The 16584-nt window shown below is 70.1% G+C and carries 15 protein-coding genes; 13 read left to right on the top strand and 2 right to left on the bottom strand.

What is annotated here, in order from left to right; translation table 11 throughout:
• Position 1: 1 nt before the first annotated feature.
• The 3 genes from F0Q34_RS12855 (at position 2) to F0Q34_RS12845 (ending at position 5032) form a co-directional block, all read left to right on the top strand.
• The gene (locus F0Q34_RS12855) at positions 2 to 499 is read left to right on the top strand and encodes a TRAP transporter small permease (protein ID WP_149812621.1); all 498 of its coding nucleotides are present in this window, start codon (positions 2 to 4) and stop codon (positions 497 to 499) included.
• A complete protein-coding gene (locus F0Q34_RS12850; RefSeq protein ID WP_149812620.1) occupies positions 496 to 1773 on the top strand; it encodes a TRAP transporter large permease in 1278 nt (425 codons plus the stop codon). The genes F0Q34_RS12855 and F0Q34_RS12850 overlap by 4 nt, the downstream gene beginning before the upstream one ends.
• Positions 1774 to 2149: 376 nt before the next feature.
• A complete protein-coding gene (locus F0Q34_RS12845; RefSeq protein WP_149812619.1) occupies positions 2150 to 5032 on the top strand; it encodes an EAL domain-containing protein in 2883 nt (960 codons plus the stop codon).
• Positions 5033 to 5055: 23 nt separating this feature from the next.
• Here the strand turns inward: F0Q34_RS12845 and F0Q34_RS12840 are convergent, their stop codons facing one another.
• On the bottom strand, positions 5056 to 5844 hold the full coding sequence (locus F0Q34_RS12840; protein ID WP_161600869.1) for a GntR family transcriptional regulator: 789 nt from the start codon (positions 5842 to 5844) through the stop codon (positions 5056 to 5058).
• A 330-nt stretch (positions 5845 to 6174) separates the two neighbouring features.
• Between F0Q34_RS12840 and F0Q34_RS12835 the strand changes: the two genes are divergently transcribed.
• The 5 genes from F0Q34_RS12835 (at position 6175) to F0Q34_RS12815 (ending at position 10346) form a co-directional block, all read left to right on the top strand.
• Positions 6175 to 7161 (top strand): Bug family tripartite tricarboxylate transporter substrate binding protein, encoded by a 987-nt coding sequence (locus tag F0Q34_RS12835; protein WP_149812617.1) that lies wholly within the window; start codon positions 6175 to 6177, stop codon positions 7159 to 7161.
• Positions 7162 to 7242: 81 nt separating this feature from the next.
• Positions 7243 to 7557, top strand: a complete 315-nt coding sequence (locus F0Q34_RS12830; RefSeq protein WP_149812616.1) for a DUF4387 domain-containing protein — start codon at positions 7243 to 7245, stop codon at positions 7555 to 7557.
• Complete coding sequence (locus F0Q34_RS12825; RefSeq protein WP_149812615.1) at positions 7554 to 8960, top strand: acyclic terpene utilization AtuA family protein; 1407 nt, start codon at positions 7554 to 7556, stop codon at positions 8958 to 8960. Before F0Q34_RS12830 ends, F0Q34_RS12825 begins: the two co-directional genes overlap by 4 nt.
• Positions 8957 to 9640 (top strand): cysteine hydrolase family protein, encoded by a 684-nt coding sequence (locus F0Q34_RS12820; protein ID WP_149812614.1) that lies wholly within the window; start codon positions 8957 to 8959, stop codon positions 9638 to 9640. Before F0Q34_RS12825 ends, F0Q34_RS12820 begins: the two co-directional genes overlap by 4 nt.
• A gap of 28 nt (positions 9641 to 9668) precedes the next feature.
• The gene (locus F0Q34_RS12815) at positions 9669 to 10346 is read left to right on the top strand and encodes an isochorismatase family protein (protein WP_149812613.1); all 678 of its coding nucleotides are present in this window, start codon (positions 9669 to 9671) and stop codon (positions 10344 to 10346) included.
• A gap of 63 nt (positions 10347 to 10409) precedes the next feature.
• On the opposite strand, the gene F0Q34_RS12810 is transcribed toward F0Q34_RS12815, so the two are convergent.
• The gene (locus F0Q34_RS12810; RefSeq protein WP_149812612.1) at positions 10410 to 11510 is read right to left on the bottom strand and encodes a sugar transferase; all 1101 of its coding nucleotides are present in this window, start codon (positions 11508 to 11510) and stop codon (positions 10410 to 10412) included.
• 233 nt (positions 11511 to 11743) lie between these two features.
• Between F0Q34_RS12810 and F0Q34_RS12805 the strand changes: the two genes are divergently transcribed.
• From F0Q34_RS12805 to F0Q34_RS12785, 5 genes are all read left to right on the top strand, one after another.
• Entirely contained in the window at positions 11744 to 13381 is a 1638-nt protein-coding gene (locus tag F0Q34_RS12805) for an acyltransferase family protein (RefSeq protein WP_149812611.1), read from the top strand.
• 235 nt (positions 13382 to 13616) lie between these two features.
• Complete coding sequence (locus F0Q34_RS12800; RefSeq protein WP_149812610.1) at positions 13617 to 14186, top strand: NADPH-dependent FMN reductase; 570 nt, start codon at positions 13617 to 13619, stop codon at positions 14184 to 14186.
• A gap of 25 nt (positions 14187 to 14211) precedes the next feature.
• On the top strand, positions 14212 to 14907 hold the full coding sequence (locus F0Q34_RS12795) for a Crp/Fnr family transcriptional regulator (protein WP_149812609.1): 696 nt from the start codon (positions 14212 to 14214) through the stop codon (positions 14905 to 14907).
• 213 nt (positions 14908 to 15120) lie between these two features.
• Positions 15121 to 16332 carry an NO-inducible flavohemoprotein gene (gene hmpA, locus F0Q34_RS12790; RefSeq protein ID WP_149812608.1) on the top strand — a complete coding sequence of 404 codons (1212 nt, stop codon included), beginning with the start codon at positions 15121 to 15123 and terminating at the stop codon, positions 16330 to 16332.
• A gap of 80 nt (positions 16333 to 16412) precedes the next feature.
• Positions 16413 to 16574 carry a periplasmic nitrate reductase, NapE protein gene (locus F0Q34_RS12785; RefSeq protein ID WP_149812607.1) on the top strand — a complete coding sequence of 54 codons (162 nt, stop codon included), beginning with the start codon at positions 16413 to 16415 and terminating at the stop codon, positions 16572 to 16574.
• The last annotated feature ends 10 nt before the right edge of the window (positions 16575 to 16584 follow it).

Genomic DNA, 16584 nt, shown 5'->3' with positions numbered 1-16584 from the left:
GGTGGACCGTCTTTTCGCCGGGATCGAGATGCTGCTCGCGCTGGCATTGCTGGCGATGGTTGTCATGGTGTTCGGCAATGTCGTGCTGCGCTACCTGTTCGATGACGGCATCATCGTCAGCGAGGAGCTTTCGCGTTTCCTGTTCCTGTGGCTGACCTTTCTCGGCGCGGTGGTGGTGCTGCGCCGGGGCGGGCATCTGGGCTTCGACACGCTGGTGCGGATGCTGCCGCGCCGTGGCCGGCTGCTGTGCCGCGCCCTGACGGACGCCCTGACCCTCGCGGTCTGCGCCATCTTCCTTTGGGGCGCCTGGCCGCAGGTGATGATCAACATGGACAATGCGTCCCCCGTTTCGGGCCTGCCGCTGGGCTGGGCCTATGCGGCGGCGGCGGCGTCGGGCGTCGGGCTGTGCCTGCTGGCGGCGGCGGATTTCCTGCTGGCGCTGCGCGGCGCCGAGCCGCCACGGCGTGACGCGGATGATGCGCTGGAGCCCGGCGCATGACGCTGCTGCTGTTCTCGGCGCTGCTGCTCGGCGCCATGGCGCTCGGCATGCCGATAGCCTTCGCGCTGATCCTGTCCTCGATCGGGCTGATGCTGCACCTGGACGCCTTCGACCCCCAGGCGCTGGCGCTGCAGATGATCAACGGCGCCGACAGCTTCGCGCTGCTGGCGGTGCCCTTCTTCATCCTGGCGGGGGAGGCGATGACGGCGGGCGGGCTGTCGCGCCGGCTGGTCCATCTCGGCACCTCGCTGCTGGGCCATGTCCGTGGCGGGCTGGGCTATGTCGCGGTGGTGGCGGCGATCTTTCTGGCGTCCGTGTCCGGCTCGGCCGTGGCGGACACGGCGGCGCTGGCGGCGGTGCTGATCCCGATGATGCGCACGGCCGGATACAATGTGCCGCGCGCCTCGGGGCTGATGGCGGCGGGCGGCATCATCGCGCCGGTCATCCCGCCTTCCATCGGCTACATCGTGTTCGGCGTCGCCGGCAATGTGTCGATCACCGCGCTGTTCCTGGCGGGCATCGTGCCGGGCATCCTGATGGGGCTGGCGCTCGCCATCGCCTGGTGGTTCTGCGCGCGGCATGAAACCGCCGCGATGCTGCCGCGCGCCTCCTGGCCCGAGCGGCGCAAGGCGCTGCGCGACGCGCTGCTGGCCCTGGCCCTGCCGCTGATCATCGTGGGCGGCCTGCGCTTCGGGCTGTTCACGCCGACCGAGGCCGCGGTGGTGGCCGCCGCCTATGCGCTGTTCATCGGCATGGCGGTGTATCGCGAGCTGCACTGGCGCGACCTGCCGCGGGTGCTGGTCTCGGCGGTGCGGACATCGGCCGCGGTGATGTTCCTGGTCGCGGCGGCGTCGCTGTCGGGCTACATGATCACCATCGCCGACATCCCGTCCGAGGTGCAGGGCCTTCTGGAACCCTTCAGCGGGGACCCGCGGCTGCTGATGCTGGCCATCATGATCCTGGTGGTGATCGTGGGCACGGCGCTGGACTTCGTTCCCACCATCCTGATCCTGACGCCGGTGCTGATGCCCTCGGTCCGGGCGGCGGGCATCGACCCGGTGTATTTCGGCGTGCTGTTCATCATGAACAACGCCATCGGCCTCCTGACGCCGCCGGTCGGATCGGTGCTCAACGTGGTCTGCGCCGTCGCCCGGGTGGAGATGGGGCCGGTGATGCGCGGCGTCATGCCGTTCCTGCTGGCGCAGCTTTTCGTGCTGTTCCTGCTGGTGCTGGTGCCGCAGATCGTCACCGTGCCGCTGGCCTGGCTTCGCTGAGGCCGGCCCCGGCCCGGTGCCATCCACCGGGCCGGGCGCATCGCGCGTGGGCCGCCATCCCGCCGGACAAGGCCTCCCACGCGCCCGCTTCCTTCCTGGAACACGGCCCGGCTGAAGCCCGGCCCCCTGGGGTCCCCCCTGGGGTCCCTGACGCCATTCCCGCCACGGGACCGGCTTCCGCGCGGGGCGATCCGGCCTGCCAGTGTTTCCGGGCCGGCCGCGCAACCATGGATGGTTCTTTTCCGTATTCCATGAGTAACCTCTTACCGCTACGGGCGTTATTTCCCGAAACCGCAATCTCGAGTTGTGGAATTCAGCCCCGAATGGGTATTCTTTCGCCGACGGGCGTTGGCACCAAGGCATCTGGCGGCCAGCGATGACGGAACAGCTTCTGGGGAGCGGATGGAATGAGGGCGCGATCGAGGGAACCGGCTGGCCCTTGTTGAAGCTGGCAGCCCTCTATGACGTGCTGCCCATCGGGCTCTGCCTGATCGACCGGGACCTGCGCTTCGTCAGCATCAACAGCCGCATGGCCGAAATGGCGGGGGGGCCGGCGGCGGCCTATCCGGGCCGCGGCGCCGGCGGGATCATGCCCGGCCTCGCCGCACAGCTGGAGCCCTATCTCCGACGGGCGCTGCAGGGCGAGCAGCTTTCCGGCCTGGAGCTGCAGGGCGCGCGGCTCGGCGGGTCCGGGACGCGCCAGGTTTTTCTTGTCTCGCTTGAGCCGGCGCGCGGCGGCGATGGGGAGATCGTCGGGGTCCTGTGCTCCGCCCTCGACATCACCGAGCGTAAGCGGGCCGAGGCGGCACTGCGCGAAAGCGAGGACCATTACCGGCACGCGGTGGAGCTCAGCCCGCACATCTCCTGGACCGCCGAGCCCGACGGCGCGATCGTCGAGGTCAGCCCGCGCGGCGCCCTGGTTCTCGGCGTGACCCTGGGGAGCCTGGCCGGCCGGGGGTGGCGCGACCTCGTTTTCCCGGAGGACCGGCCCGGCACGGAGGCGAGCTGGGCGGCAGCGCTGCGCAGTGGCGCCCCGCTCGACATGGAGTTTCGCATCCGGCAGGCGGATGGCGCCTATCGCTGGGTGCGCTCCCGCGCCGCGCCGCGCCGCGACGAACAGGGCCGGATCATCCGCTGGTACGGGACGCTGGAGGACGTGCATGAGCGCCGGCAGGCCGAGGCCGCGCTGCGCGAAAGCGAGGACCATTACCGGCACACGGTGGAGCTCAGCCCGCACATCCCCTGGACGGCGGCGCCCGATGGCGCGATCGTCGAGGTCAGCCCGCGCGGCGCCCTGGTCCTTGGCGTGCCCCTGGGAAGCCTGGCCGGCCGGGGATGGCTCGACCTCGTCCATCCCGCGGACCGGACCGGCGCGGAAGCAAGCTGGGCGGCAGCGCTGCGCGGCGGCGACCCGCTCGACATGGAGTTCCGCATTCTGCAGGCGGATCGCAATTTCCGCTGGGTGCGCTCCCGCGCCGCGCCGCGCCGCGACGAACAGGGCCGGATCATCCGCTGGTACGGGACGCTGGAGGACGTGCATGAGCGCCGGCAGGCCGAGGCCGCGCTGCGCGAAAGCGAGGCGAATTACCGCTGCACCGTCGAGCTGAGCCCGCAGATCCCCTGGATCGCCGATCCGGCCGGGCAGATCGTGTCGATCAGCCCCCGCTGGAGCGAGATCATCGGCATGACCCAGGCCGAGACCATGGGCATGGGCTGGCACGTCGCCATCCATCCCGAGGACGCGGCGCGGATGGAGAACAGCTGGTTCCGCGCCATGAACAGCGGCACGCCGCTCGATGTGGAAAGCCGCATCCGGCTGCGGGATGGAAGCTATCGCTGGTTCCGCTCGCGCGCGGCGCCGCAGCGCGACGAACGGGGCCGCATCCTGCGCTGGTACGGCACGGACGAGGACATCCACGAGCACAAGCTGGCCGAGCAGCAGGTCTCCTACATGGCCTATCACGACCCGCTGACGGACCTGCCCAACCGCCGCCTGTTCCACCGGCAGCTGGAGCAGGCGCTGGCGGCGCCCGGCTCCGGCCGGCAGGTGGCGCTCCATTTCATCGACCTGGACCAGTTCAAGGGCGTCAACGACACGCTCGGCCACATGGCGGGGGACGCGCTGCTGCGCCAGGCCGCGGGCCGGCTCCGCGACTGCATCCCCGCGGGCAGCCTGCTGGCCCGCCTTGGCGGCGACGAATTCGCCATCATCCAGGCTGACCCCGAGGGCGGCCCCTGCGGCGCGGAGGACGCGGCCTGCCTCGCCCGGCGCGTTGTCGAGGTGCTGGGCGAGGACTACCAGATCGACCAGCAGCAGGCGGTGGTCGGGGCCAGCATCGGCATCGCCCTGATCTCCCATCCGGGAACCACGCCGGAGGAGGCGATCCGCAACGCGGACATCGCCCTCTACCGCGCCAAGGCCGATGGCCGCGCCACCTTCCGCTTCTTCGAGCCGGCGCTGGACGAGCAGATCCGGCGCGACCAGGCGCTGCGATCCGGCCTCCGCACCGCCCTTGAGCGGGAGGAGCTGGACCTGCATTTCCAGCCGCTGGTCGGCATCTCCCAGCCCGGCGTCACCTGCCTGGAGGCGCTGCTGCGCTGGCGGCACCCGCTGCGCGGCATGGTTCCCCCTTCCGAGTTCATTCCGGCGGCGGAGGAAAGCGGGCTGATCACGCGGATCGGCGCATGGGCCCTGCGCACCGCCTGCCACGAGGCGGCCCGCTGGCCCTGGCCCATCCCCGTGGCCGTCAACCTGTCCCCGATGCAGTTCCGCAATCCCGGCCTGGTGCAGATGGTGGCCAATGCCCTCGCGGAATCGGGCCTCGCCCCGGAGCGGCTTGAGCTGGAGATCACGGAATCGGCCCTGTTGCAGGACGACCAGGCGAGCCTTTCCATTCTGCGGGAGCTGGGCGGCCTCGGCGTGCGCCTGGCGCTCGACGATTTCGGCACGGGCTTTTCCTCGCTCGGCTACCTGCTCCGCTTCCCCTTCCACAAGATCAAGATCGACCGCTCCTTTGTGGCGGGCCTGCCCGAAGGGAGGGAGTCGAAGGCGGTGATCCGCGCCGTTGTCAGCATGGGGCGGAGCCTGGGCATCGCGGTCACCGCCGAGGGAGTGGAAACCGCCGAGCAACTCGCTGTTCTGCGCCTCCTGGGATGCGACGACGCCCAGGGATACCTGTTCAGCTGCCCCCTCCCGGCGGCCTCGCTGGCCTCGTTGATCGGCCGGCTGCACCGGCCGGACAGCGCCGGGGCGGCCTGAGCCGGGGGCGGCCTGGCGCCGGCCTATCCGGCGGCGCGGGAGCCCGGGGCGGCATCGCCCTGCTCCATGGCCACCAGCCGGATGGAATAACGGAACCGCTCGGCCGGATGAATGTTCACCGTCGCCTCCAGCAGCTGCCCTTCCGCGCCCAGGAACAGCCGGACGATGCGCAGCCCCGGCGACCGGGGCGGCACCCCGAGAAGCGCCGCATCCTCGTCCGACACCGTCACCGCCGTCACGTGCTGGCGGATCTCGTCCAGCCGGACGCCCAGCTCCTGGTCGATCAGCCGGTAGATCGGCACCTGCCCCAGCTCGGGCCGCTGCAGAACGGTTGCGAAAAGCAGGGGCACATAGATCGATGAACAGGCCAGCGCCTCCCCCCGCGCGGACGCGGCGCGGCGCACGCCCCTCAGCCGGATGAACTCGACGCCGGCATCCGCGCCGAATTCCTCGGCCAGCCCATCCTCCAGCTTCACGCGGTCCTGCCCGTGGAAGGACAGCTCGGTGCGCTCCGCATAGCCCATCACATCGGCTGTCGAGCGCAGCACCATCTCGTATTCCGACCGCGGCCGGTCGGAGATGACCTCGGTGCCGCGTCCCTTCGACCCGCTCACCAGGCCGAGGTCCCGCAGGCGCCGCAAGGCCTGCCGGACCGGCCCGCGGCTGACGTTGAAGGTCCTGCAAAGCTCCAGCTCGGAGGGAAGGGTTTCCCCGACCTTCAGCCGGCCCTCGGCGATATCCGCGGCGAGCTGCTGCGCGACCACGGCCCAGCGCGGCAAGGCATCGGAAAGAAGCGTGCTGGTTTTCGACAACAAAAACTACCTGACCTTTCGGCCGTCACCGATGACGGCGTTGACGGAAAAACTTGATCGCGGCGGAGGGTTCATGCCCGGGCGGGCCGGCCGGCCATTCCGTGGATGCCCTGACCATTCCCGCGCGGTCCTGGCTTCCTCCTCCGGAAGGCCCGGCCGGCCGGGCTTCAACTCCAAAGGTTCGCCGTTGACAAGCTGAAACAGCAAATGTCATCCTGTATATACAGGCAGACAATTGGTTTGCCGTGCCGGAATTCGGCTCCGCTCGGATGATCGATCGGGAGCCGGTTCAGCCACCCCCGAGGGGCTGAACCAGTGGAGGACCCAAGAATGCGCGTTACCCGCCGTGCCGCGATGGCATCAGCACTGGGCGCCCTGGCCTGCCCGGGCCTCGCCCGGGCCCAGGCCACCGATGCCTGGCCGTCCCGACCCATCCGCCTGGTGGTGGCCTTTCCGCCCGGCGGCTCCACCGACATCGTGGGGCGGCTGACGGCGCAATATCTCCAGAACGCGCTGGGCGTCGCGGTGGTGGTGGACAATCGCGGCGGCGCCTCGGGCGGCCTCGGCACGGCAGGCGCGGCCCGCAGCCCGGCCGATGGCTACACCCTCACGGTTTCCGGCGTCGGCACCCATGGCGTCGTGCCCGCGGTGAACCCGGCGCAAACCGAATACGATCCGGTCAAGGACTTCACCCATGTCGGCATGATCGGCGTCTTCTATTCGACGCTGGTGGTGCATCCCTCCTTCGCGGCCGCCAGCCTGACGGACTACCTCGAAGCGGCGCGCCGCCAGCCGGGGAAGCTGAACTACGCCACCTCCGGCAGCGGCTCCTCCAACCACATCGTGGCGGAGCTGCTGGTGAAGAACGCCGGGGTGGACATCGTCCACATCCCCTATCGCGGGGCGGGCCCCGCGCTGCAGGCGCTGATCGCCAACGAGGTTCCGTCGATGTTCGACAGCCTCCCCGCCGTGGCGCCCCATATCCGCAACGGCACCATCCGCGCCCTGGCCATCAGCAGCCCCGAGCGCCTCGGCACCTTTCCCGACATCCCGACCTTCAAGGAGCTCGGCTACCAGGAGATGGTCACGGAGAACTGGTTCGGCATCTCCGGCCCGGCCGGCATGCCGCAGCCGGTCGTGGACCGCATCGCCAGGGCCATGGCGGAGTTCCTGGTCGATCCCGCCATCAAGGCGCGCTACAGCGAGGCCGGGCTGGACACCAAGGTGATGCCGCCGGCGCCGTTCAAGGACTACATCGCGGACGCCTTCGATTTCTGGAAATCCGCCGTGCAGCGCACGGGCGTGACGTCCCACTGAGGCATGACCTCGCACTGAGCAGGAGCGGGCGGCCCCCGCCGGGCCGTCCGCCTCGCTTCCCCCGATCCAGGAGAATACCCGTTGGCAAGCGCCACGCGTCTGGTTGATCTGGCGAAGGTGATCCGCAGCAAGAATGCGGGCCCGACCCATCTGACCGTTGACCTCATGTTCCACGACCCCGCCGGCTACGAGACGGCCCGCACCTCGCCCAGCCTCACCCGCGAACGCATCGCCGAGCGGTACGGCGTCAGCCCGTCCTCCGTGAACGTGATCCCCTATCCCGCCGCCCATGCGATCAAGATCGTCCTGGACCGCCCGATCATCGCGGGCACGCCGGGCGACCGCGACGTTTATGGCGCGCAGCAGCACCGCCCCTTGCTGGATCTGGACCTATGAGCGTCGTCGCCAGGCTGTTCGAACAGAAGCTCGGGCCCGGAAAGCCGCTTCGCGCCCTCGCCGCGTCCGGCCAGCTCGGCTACGGCATCCCCGAGCCCGCCCTGAAGGCCGGCCTTGCCCGCGCGCCGCATTTCGTCGGCTGCGACATGGGCTCCATCGATGTCGGGCCCTATTACCTCGGCTCGGGCAATCTCGGCACCGCGGCCGCCATCACCCACCGCGACCTGCGGCTGGTCATCAGCGGCGCGCACAGCATCGGCGTTCCCCTGGTGCTGGGCACCGCCGGAACGGCGGGGGCGGCGGCGCATCTCGGCAAGACGCTCGACGTCGTCCGCCGCATCGCGCGGGAGGAAGGGCGGACGCTGCGCGTCGCCACCATCCGCTCCGACATCAACCGCGACTGGCTGAAGCGGATGGCGGGCGATGGCCGCACCCGCCCGATCGGCAACATCCCCGCGCTGGACAGCCAGACCATCGACCAAGCCACCAACATCGTGGGCCAGGCCGGGACCGAGGCGTTCATCCGCGCCCTGCAGCTCGAACCCGACATCGTCATCGCCGGCCGCGCCTGCGACACGGCGGTGTTCGCCGCCATTCCGCTGATGCTGGGCTACCCTGCGGGGCCGGCCGTCCACATGGCCAAGATCATCGAATGCACCTCGATCTGCTGCGATCCGGGCGGCCGGGATGCCATGCTGGCCACGCTGCATGGCGACCATTTCGACCTGGAAAGCATGAACCCGGCCCGCGCCGCGACACCCACCTCGGTTTCGGCGCACAGCCTCTACGAACAGTCCGACCCGCTGACCGTGTATGAGCCGGAAGGCATGCTGCATGTCGGGGATGCGCGCTTCGAGCCGCTCGACGGGCGCCGTGTCCGCGTCGGCGGCGCCACCTGGCATCCGGCCAGCCAGCACAGCATCAAGATCGAGGGCGCCGCGTTCTGCGGCCACCGCGCGATCCTGCTGGCGGGCTCGATCGATCCCAAGGTGATCGAGGCGCGGGACGCCATCATCGAAGGGGTCCGGCGGCAGGTCGCGGAAATCGTGCCGGTCGCGCAGGGCGAGACCTGCGAGCTGACCTTCCGCGTTTATGGCACCGGCGCCACGGCGCTGTTCGACGGCGCGCGCAACGGGCTTCCGACGCCGGGCGAGGTGTTCTTCCTGGCCGAATGCGTCGCATCGTCGGAGGATCTGGCGAAGGCGGTGGTGACCGTCGCCAAGCAGTACCTGCTTCACCATGGCTTTCCGGGCCGGCTGTCCACGGGCGGCAACATCGCCTTTCCCTTCACGCCGCCGGAAGTCTCGACCGGCCCGGCCTACCGTTATTCCATCTACCACGTGGCCGAGTGCGACGACCTGGCCGGCGCGTTCCCCGTCGAACTGGAGACCATCCGCGGATGACCACCACCACTGCCGACTATATCGGCGCCTATACGCGGGACGTGGCATTCGACCCGAAGCGGGCGATCCTTGTCCTGGTCGACATGCAATACGCGACCGGCTCGCGCCGGGGGGCGCTGGCGCGGAAGCACCTGGACGTGCCGGGCGGGCATGCCGACCTGGAATACCGCTTCGGCCGCATCGAAAGCCTGGTGGTGCCCAACCAGCAGCGGCTGGCGGCGGCGTTCCGCGCGGCGGGCGGCAAGGTCATGTACATCAAGATCGGCCCCCTGCTGCCGGATGCCTCCGACGCGCCCGCGCATATGAGGAAGATGTTCACCGATCTCGGCAACTATGCCGGCAGCCCCGACAACGCCATCCTGGAGGAGCTGCGCCCCGAGGCCGGTGACATCGTCATCAACAAGACCACCATCGGCGCCTTCGCGTCGTCGGGCATCGATTCCATCCTGCGCGCGATGGGCCGCGACCAGCTCGCGGTGTGCGGCATCTCGACGAACATGTGCGTGGAAACCACGGCGCGGGAAGCGGCGGATCGCGGCTACGCGGTCACGCTGGTCGAGGATGCCTGCGCCACCACCCATGCCGACCTCCACGCCTCCACCATGAAGAACTTCGCCCGGCTGTTCGGCCGCGTCCGCAGCTGCGACGAGGTTCTGGCCGAGATCGCCGGCCCCGCCTGACAACAGACCCACGCCCAGGAGCAAAGCAGTGAGCGACAAGATCGAGAAATGGCGCGGCTTCGTGCCGGATGAGGAACTGGACACCTACCGCAAGGCGGGCTTCGGCCGGCGGATCGGCATCGGCCGCAAGCCCGCGCTGCTGAACATCGACACCACCCACATGTTCGTGGAGCCGCAATACTCGCAATGCGGCCGCGAGATGCCGGAGATGGTCGCCGCCCTCACGGCGCTGACGGAAACCTTCCGCCGCCTCGGCCTGCCGATCTATTACAGCCGCCGGGATGACCGCACCCACCCGACCTATCGCGGCATCTGGAACCTGAAGCTCGGCACCGCCGGGGACTTCCAGTACAGCCGCGATCCCCGCGCCGATGAATGGCCGGCCGCCTATGCCCCGCGCGAGGAAGACCGCATCGTCCTGAAGAACAAGCCAAGCTGCTTCTTCGCGACGCCGCTGGAAGCGTTCCTGCGCTATGACGAGGTGGACACCCTCATCATCTGCGGGATCAGCACCTCGGGCTGCGTGCGGGCCGGCGCGACCGACGCGTTCCAGCACAATTTCCGCACCATCCTGGTCGAGGAAGCCTGCGGCGACCGCAGCCCCGCCGCCCACAAGGCCAATCTTTTCGACCTGGACATGAAGTTCGCCGATGTCGAGACGCTGGACTACGTGGTCGGCCAGCTGACCGAGCGCTTCGGCCGCTGAGGCGAAGCGGCGGCCCGGCTGCCGGCCCCGGGCGCCGTGGAATTCAGCGGCGCCCGGCGAGGTTCAAGGCGCGCACCGGCCGGACAGAACCATTCCGATGGTCCGCAGCACGATCCGGATGTCGAGCCAGATCGACCAGCGCCGCGCATAGTCCAGATCCAGCGCGGCGGCCCGTGCTGCCTCCTCCGGGCCGTGGATGCCGTCCCGGGCTTCGTTGACCTGCGCCCAGCCCGTCAGGCCGGGCTTCATCCGGTGCCGTGGCGAACAATGCGGCGCCGCCGCCCGCGGGCGCGGCCCCACCACCGACATGCTGCCGCCCAGGACGTTCAACAGCTGCGGCAGCTCGTCGAGGCCGCAGCGCCGCAGAAAGCGCCCGAGCCGCATCGGCCGCGGATTTCCGGCTTGCTGACCGGGCGCCTCCGCGATCGTGGTGCGGAACTTCAGCATGGTGAAGGGCTGGTTGTTGAAGCCGGCGCGCGGCTGGCGGAACAGCACGCCGCCCGGGCTTTCAAGAAACACCAGCAAGGCGATCAGCAGCAGCAGCGGCGCGCAGAAGGCCAGCGCCGACAAGGAAAGGACGATGTCCATGCCGCGCTTCAGTAAGGCGCCGGCGCGGGGGATCGGCGGCTCAACAAGAACCCGCAGGCGCTCGCCGGCCAGGACGACGCGGCGGCCCGGAGGGGCGGGATGCCCGTTCCCCTCGTCGATCACGGCGATCTCGGCGGGCAGGGCGTCCAGCCGGGCGAGAGCCGCGCTGATCTGGTCCGGCCGGGAAGGCGGAAAGGCCAGCACGACGAGATCCACCGGGCACCGGCGGGCCTGGGCGAGCAGCGCCTCCACCGGCTTCACCGGCCCGACGCCGCGGAACTGGCAGTCAGGCTCCGCCGGATGATCGTCATACACGCCGGCCAGCACCGCCGGGGCGGGCTGGCAGAAGCGGAGCTTTTGCAGCAGCCGGCGGGCACCTCCGGTGGCGCCGACCACCGCCACGCGCCGCCGGCGGGAATGCAGGTGATGGTCCGAGAACAGGCTTTCGAAGCCGCCCGGCGCGAAAGCCTCGGGCGGGATGCCCGCGGCGTTCACCGCCGCCTGGCACGGCCAGATCCCGCGCGCCGGGGCCTTCTGCTCAGCCGGCCTGACGGCCTCCTCCGGCACGTGATCCATCTGCCCACCTTTCGCCTCGCCCGGCGCCGGGACCCGGCTTCCGCCAGCCGGTGCCCAACACCCCCGACTATCTCAATTATGAGATTTTCATCCAATTTGGAGTTGATCCTTTCCCAGAACGGTTTAGATTCAGGTAGGCATTTTGTCGGGAATGCGCTTGATTTCACGCCCTTATGATGGGTGGCGCGGAAGCAGAGGAATGCCCGGCCTCATGAAAAGGCGCATCAATCCTGATGAAGCAACCCGAGGTTGTCCTTCCTCCCCAGCGCGCCTGCCGCCAGGATGGGGTGGGGGCCGGGGCGGGTGGCGTGCTGCGATCCGTCCGCTCGCTGCGGGCCATCGCGGCGTTGCTTGTGCTGTTGTTCCACATCGCGGAAACCACCGGGGGCGGCTTCAGAACAGGCGCGGCCGGCGCTGACCTGTTCTTTGTGGTCAGCGGCTTCATCCTGTGGGTGGCCACGGCGCGGCGGCGCATCGGCGCCGCCGAATTCCTGGCCAGCCGCGCGATCCGCATCCTTCCCCTCTACTGGGGCGTCACGCTGCTGATGGCCGCCGCGCTCCTGCAAGGCCCAGGCTTCGATCCGGCGCATGTCATCGCCTCGCTGCTCCTGGTTCCGCATGCCGACAGCCACGGCATGATCCGGCCCGTCTTCGTGCCGGGCTGGACACTGTATCTCACGGCGTTCTTCTATCTGGGGTTCGCGGCGCTTCTGCGGCTGCCGCGTGCGGAACAGCTCTGGGCCGCCACCTGCCTGTTTCTGGCGCTTCCGGGCCTGGGCCTGCTGCTGCAGCCCGGGGATGCCGTGCTGTTCACCTACACCTCGCCCCTGCTGCTGGAATTCCTGGCCGGCCTTTGGCTCGGCCAGCTTTTCCTGCGGGGATGCCTGCCGCGGGGCCTCGCGGCGCCGGCGGCAATGGCATGCGGCCTGGCGCTGCTGCTGGTGGCAGACCATGCGGGCTATGACGCCGACAGCCGGCGCGTCCTGGTCTGGGGCGTGCCCGCCTGCCTGATCCTGGCCGGCGCCGCCGGCTGGGAAGCCTCGGGCGGCCCTTTCCCCCGCGGCCGGCTCGCGCGCCTGCTGGCCCGGCTCGGAGGGCGCCTCGGCGATGCGTCCTATTCCCTGTATCTTTCGCACCCTCTGGTTCTGGCCGCGCTGTGGACGCTGTTGCCGGAACAGCCGCCGCCGGTCTTCGCCGTTGCTGGCGCCCTTGCCTGCTGCGCGGTGGCCCTTCTCTGCTTCGCCTGGATCGAGCAACCGCTGACCGATGCGCTCCGTGAGGGCCGGACGGGATGGCGGGGCGGAGCCGCGCCACGGCGCGCGCGGGCCCGCAGGATCATGGCCGGCGCCGTGGCCCTGATCGCACTGGGCGGCGCCGGGTCCGGCCTGATGCTGGCCGGCAGCCGGACCCATCCTGCCACCGGAGCAGCCAATGGGCCAGCCAGTGGACCGGGGCCCTTGCGGGGCTGCACCATCCTGGGCGACAGCATCGCCGCCGGCCTGTCTCGGATGGTTCCGGCCTGCCGCGTCCTGGCCCGCCCCGGCCTCACCAGCGCGGAATACCGGCAAGCCTTTCCCGGCGCGATCGGCGGGCAGGTGGCCATCATCAGCCTGGGGGCCAATGACTGGCAGGGCGACACCGAATGGAACCTGCTGGAGCTGCGCAGAACCATCCGGGCCGGCCAGGTGGTGTGGCTGCTGCCGAATGTGCATCACCTCGGCATCCGCGCCGGCATCGCCAGGGTGGCCGGGCGGCATGGCGACGCGGTGATCGACACCACGGCCTTTGTTGGCAGCGACGGCCTCCACCCGGACGGGGCGGGATACCGGATGATCGCCGCCCGGCTTCCGGTTCCGCAGGCGGCGCGATAGGCCACCGGCCCGGGCGCCGCGCGGCGCCAGCCGGGGAAGCGCCATCCGCCCCCCATGCCGCGGCCAGGGCGAGCGGCTTCCGCATGCTGTGGCGCCCGGCCGCCCGAGGCGCTACGCCTTGGGCACGGGCCGGCGGGCGGCACGCCGTCCCCGTCCCGGCCTGTTCCGCAGGCGCGAGGTGGAGGCACGCGGGCGGGCCGCGGCGCCCTTCACCGCATCGAAACGGAGGTTTGCCTTGGCCCATAAGCTCCACGTGATCATCGCCAGCACCCGCCCCAGCCGCCTCGGCCCTTCGGTCGCGCGCTGGTTCGAGGGCTTCGCGCGCCAGCATGGCGGGTTCGACCCGGTGCTGGTGGACCTCGCCGATTTCGCCCTGCCGGTCCATGACGAGCCCAAGCATCCCCTCAGCCGGGACTACCAGCACGAGCACACCCGCCGCTGGAGCGCGAGCGTCGCGGCGGCCGACGCCTATGTCTTCGTGATGCCGGAATACAACTACTTCCCGCCGCCCTCGCTGGTGAACGCGCTGGACTACCTGGTCGCCGAATGGTCCTACAAGCCGGCCGGGCTGGTCAGCTATGGCGGCGTGTCGGGCGGGCTGCGCGCCGCCCAGGCCGTGAAGCTGCTGCTGACCACGCTGAAGATCATGCCGATCCCCGAAGGGGTGGCGATCCCGAACTTCCAGCAATTCCTCGACGATTCGAAGGCGTTCCGGCCCAACGAGCTGGTGGAAAAGAGCGCCGCCACCATGCTGGGCGAGCTGGCCCGCTGGTCCGCCGCGCTGGAGCCGATGCGCGCGCGCTGACGCCAGCGACAGAGGCGGAGGCGCCATGCTCCAGCAGGACGATGCGGGCTTCCTGGGCCGCACGCAGCTTTTTGACGGCCTGCCGCGGGAAACGCTGGAGGCGGTCGCGGCCCTGGCCACCCCGCGCCTGGCGCGCGCCGGGCAGGCGGTGTTCCGCCAGGGCGCGGAGCCGGCCCATCTCCACCTCCTGACGGCGGGATGGGTGAAGATCGGCCATGTGAGTGGCAGCGGCGCGCCGCTCACCATCCGCGTCATGCAGCCGGGGGACGTGCCCGGCTGCGTCGCCGCCTTTCGCCGGGTTCCCTATCCGGCGACCGCCACGGCGATCGTGGACAGCCGCCTCCTCACCTGGCCCAGGGAGATGATCGCCGAGCTGATGGAGCGCCATCCCCGGATCGCCACCAACGCCCTCGGGATGGTGGGCGGGCGGACGGAGGAAATGCTCCAGCGGTCCCGGGAATTCGCCACGGAGCCGGTGGAGCGCCGCATCGCCTGGGTGCTGCTGCGCCTGACGGCGCAGGCCGGGCAGCCGGTCGAGGGCGGCATCGAGGTGGCTTTCCCGCTGTCCCGGCAGGACATCGCCGAAATGGCCGGAACGACGCTCCACACCGTCAGCCGGACCTTGCGGGAATGGGAGCGGAGGGGCCTCGTTTCCGGGGGCCGCCAGCGTGTCGCGATCCGGGACGCGGCCGCCGTCAGGGCCATCGTCGGCGACGAGTAAATCGCCGCCCATTCCCCGATCCTCCGGCCGGCCCGGAGGCTTTCCGCCGGAAAAACATCCGTTCTTTGTTGGAGCGCAAAGAAGCGGCGGCAGGACGCCGCCATAGTTTCACAGAATCGTTCGTGCTCGCGGAAACGAAACCTTGTTACAAGTGTTGCGCGAACAACACCGAATGACCTCGCGCCGAAAGGCGGGGAGAAGGAGGGGGGACGCATGCCGGACGAACTCAGCAGCCACACCATCTCGGTGGTCAAAGCCACGGTTCCCGCGCTTGAGGCCCACGGCCTTGCCATCACCCGGCGCATGTATGAGCGGATGTTCCGGAACGAGGCCATCCGGGACCTGTTCAACCAGTCGCATCACGGCGATGCCGGCTCGCAGCCCCGGGCGCTCGCCACGGCCATCCTCGCCTATGCGCGCAACATCGAGGGGCTGGCGGCCCTGGCCCCTGCGGTGGAGCGCATCGCCCAAAAGCATGTCGGCCTGAACATCCTGCCCGAGCATTATCCCTACGTGGCCGAGGCCCTGCTCGGCGCCATCCAGGACGTGCTGGGCGATGCCGCGACGGAGGAGATCCTGGCCGCCTGGGGCGAGGCCTACTGGTACCTGGCCAATGTGCTGATCGCGCGCGAGAAGACCATCTATTCCGGCCTGGCCTCGGCGCCCGGCGGCTGGACCGGCTGGCGCGACTTCCGGGTGGAAGGCAAGCAGCGCGAAAGCGACATCATCACCTCCTTCCTGCTCCGGCCCACTGACGGGGCGCCAGTGCTGCGGCACCGGCCCGGCCAGTACCTGACCTTCTGGCTGGACATCCCGGGCCACCACCCGCTGAAGCGGAACTACAGCATCTCCTCCGCGCCGAACGGGGAAACCTACCGGATCAGCGTGAAGCGGGAACCGCGGGGCATCGTCTCCGGCTGGCTGCACGACAAGGCGGAGCCGGGCACGGTGCTGAAGGTGGCGCCACCCGCGGGCGAGTTCTTCCTGCGCCAGGCGCAGGTGCGGCCCGTGGTGCTGGTCAGCGGCGGCGTCGGACTGACGCCGTTGCTGAGCATGCTGGAAACCATCGCCGCGCGCCCCGACGCCGCCGCCCACTTCATCCACGGCACCCGCGACGGATCGACCCACGCCATGCGCGATCACGTCCGCGGCCTGGCGGAAGGCTCGGGCGGCCGCATCGTGGCGAAGACCTTCTACGAGGCGCCCCGCGCGCAGGACCGGCAGGGCCAGGATTACGACGAGGCAGGGCTGATCAGCATCGACTGGCTGAGCCGCCACACGCCCATGGCGGAGGCCGACTACTTCCTGTGCGGCCCCAAGCCGTTCCTGCGCAGCTTTGTCAGCGGCCTGGCCCGGGCGGGCGTCGCCGCCGACCGCATCCATTACGAGTTCTTTGGCCCGGCGGACGAGCTGCTCGCGGCCTGAAGGCGATGGCGGCGGCGACGCCGCCCTCAGGATCGACCCTCCGGACAGGGATGAGGCGGTTGAACAGCAGAACCACCGGAATGGCCGGCAGAACGGACACGGCGCGGCGGCGCTACGAAGGCTTCGTGTTCCTGCTCCTCGCCGTGCTGATATGGCCTTTCATCGCCGTCGGCATTGTCGCGGGATGGGGCTTCGTGGTCTGGATGTATTACCTGTTCACCGGCCCGCCGGGCCCGGTGTGAGGCGCGGGCC

The sequence above is a fragment of the Teichococcus oryzae genome (genome assembly GCF_008386565.1).
GTDB lineage: Bacteria > Pseudomonadota > Alphaproteobacteria > Acetobacterales > Acetobacteraceae > Pseudoroseomonas > Pseudoroseomonas oryzae.
This window is presented reverse-complemented; position numbering and strand designations above follow the sequence as displayed.

Bases quoted from the DNA above. Each gene is read 5' to 3' on its own strand.
- F0Q34_RS12850 (WP_149812620.1), top strand. From the start codon at position 496: ATGACGCTGCTGCTGTTCTCGGCGCTGCTGCTCGGCGCCATGGCGCTC.
- F0Q34_RS12845 (WP_149812619.1), top strand. From the start codon at position 2,150: ATGACGGAACAGCTTCTGGGGAGCGGATGGAATGAGGGCGCGATCGAG.
- F0Q34_RS12835 (WP_149812617.1), top strand. From the start codon at position 6,175: ATGCGCGTTACCCGCCGTGCCGCGATGGCATCAGCACTGGGCGCCCTG.
- F0Q34_RS12825 (WP_149812615.1), top strand. From the start codon at position 7,554: ATGAGCGTCGTCGCCAGGCTGTTCGAACAGAAGCTCGGGCCCGGAAAG.
- F0Q34_RS12820 (WP_149812614.1), top strand. From the start codon at position 8,957: ATGACCACCACCACTGCCGACTATATCGGCGCCTATACGCGGGACGTG.
- F0Q34_RS12810 (WP_149812612.1), bottom strand. From the start codon at position 11,510: ATGGATCACGTGCCGGAGGAGGCCGTCAGGCCGGCTGAGCAGAAGGCC.
- F0Q34_RS12805 (WP_149812611.1), top strand. From the start codon at position 11,744: ATGAAGCAACCCGAGGTTGTCCTTCCTCCCCAGCGCGCCTGCCGCCAG.
- F0Q34_RS12795 (WP_149812609.1), top strand. From the start codon at position 14,212: ATGCTCCAGCAGGACGATGCGGGCTTCCTGGGCCGCACGCAGCTTTTT.
- hmpA (WP_149812608.1), top strand. From the start codon at position 15,121: ATGCCGGACGAACTCAGCAGCCACACCATCTCGGTGGTCAAAGCCACG.
- F0Q34_RS12785 (WP_149812607.1), top strand. From the start codon at position 16,413: ATGGCCGGCAGAACGGACACGGCGCGGCGGCGCTACGAAGGCTTCGTG.